This window comes from Mesorhizobium sp. M1066, from assembly GCF_040318635.1.
Classification (GTDB): Bacteria; Pseudomonadota; Alphaproteobacteria; order Rhizobiales; family Rhizobiaceae; genus Mesorhizobium.
The window spans coordinates 1-1,273 of sequence record NZ_JAMYMR010000111.1; the positions used below are offsets into that span (position 1 = coordinate 1).

General features: G+C 61.4%; 2 protein-coding genes. Both read right to left on the reverse strand.

Translation table 11 applies throughout. The features are described from left to right. Window positions 1-208, reverse strand: a 208-nt coding sequence (locus NKH52_RS35585) for a GntR family transcriptional regulator (RefSeq protein ID WP_352658182.1), incomplete at its 3' end; no start/stop codon positions are given. 88 nt (window positions 209-296) lie between these two features. Continuing rightward, window positions 297-1,273: aspartate aminotransferase family protein (locus NKH52_RS35590; protein WP_352658185.1), on the reverse strand; the 977-nt coding region annotated here is incomplete at its 5' end.

Below are 1,273 nucleotides of genomic sequence, written 5' to 3' on the forward strand. Positions count from 1 at the left end.
GCCCCGACCGCAGTTCCAGCGCCTGCTCGCTGACGAGCCTGAAACAGGCCTCTCGCACAGGCGTGACGCTGGTGCCCAGCCGTTGCGCCAGATCCTGCATCAACAGTCTTTCGCCGGGCCGGAAATTGCCGGCGATCAGGGCTTCGCGCAGCGAGATATAGGTTCTCGCCGACAGACTGCCTTGCTCGATTGGCTGCATCGTGTTCATGAATCACCGCTGCATGTTGGCCGCACCGAATCGGCAACGGATAGGTACGAGCAGCTCTTATATCCTATAAGTCCGGTTGCGAAAAAGGCTAAGAACTGGCGGGTTTCCCAGCGGAGAGCTTGCGCAGGATTGTCTCGATGATATCCAGCGATTTCTCGACTGTCGCCCGGTCATGGCTTCCTGACAGGTAGAGACGCTTGAGCGGAAGCGGCTGACCGATCAGCCGGTTCGCCACCATCTGCTTGCGGAATGCGAGATCGAAGACATCGTCGTTGCGCAGCAAGTCCTGGTAGTCGCGGTAAGGACCGCTGAGGAAATAGATCAGCCAGACCGAGCCAAACCCGGCGCTCTGCGCGGGCAGGCCGAGGCGATCGATAATGCCATCCAGCTGCGTGCGCATGAAAGCGCCGAGGGCAAACAGGCGGTCGTAGAAGCCTGGTTTCGACAGCTCCTCGATCGTCGCCTGCATGGCGGCGAGCGTCGACGGCGTGCCGTTGAAAGTACCGCCCATGAACACGGATCCTTCCCCGGTCCGGCCGACGAGCTCCATGAGATCGCGACGACCGGCCACCACGCCGACGGGATAGCCTGATGAGGCCGCCTTGCCGAAGGTCGCCAGATCAGGCGTGACGTTAGCGATCGACTGATAGCCGCCGAGCGCGTGGCGAAAGCCGGTTATGACCTCGTCGAAGATCAGCACGACACCATGATCGCTGGCCAGGCGACGCAGGTCGCGCAGAAAAACATCCGTCGCCATCACCGACCCCATATTGTGAGCGATTGGCTCGATGATGATCGCCGCGACCTCGCCCGGATTGGCCTTGAGATAATCCTCGACGGCGCCGGCATCATTGTAAGGCAGCACGATCGTGTGTCGGGCGGCATCCTCAAGGATGCCGGCGCTGATTGGATCGTACTTGCCGATCGCCTGCGCGTGCGACTGTACGTTCATGGCGACATAGTCGTGCCAGCCATGATAGCCGCCTTGGAACTTGATGATGCGCTTGCGACCGGTGGCGGCGCGGGCAAGGCGCAGGGCGTGATAGGTCGCCTCGGATCCCGAAT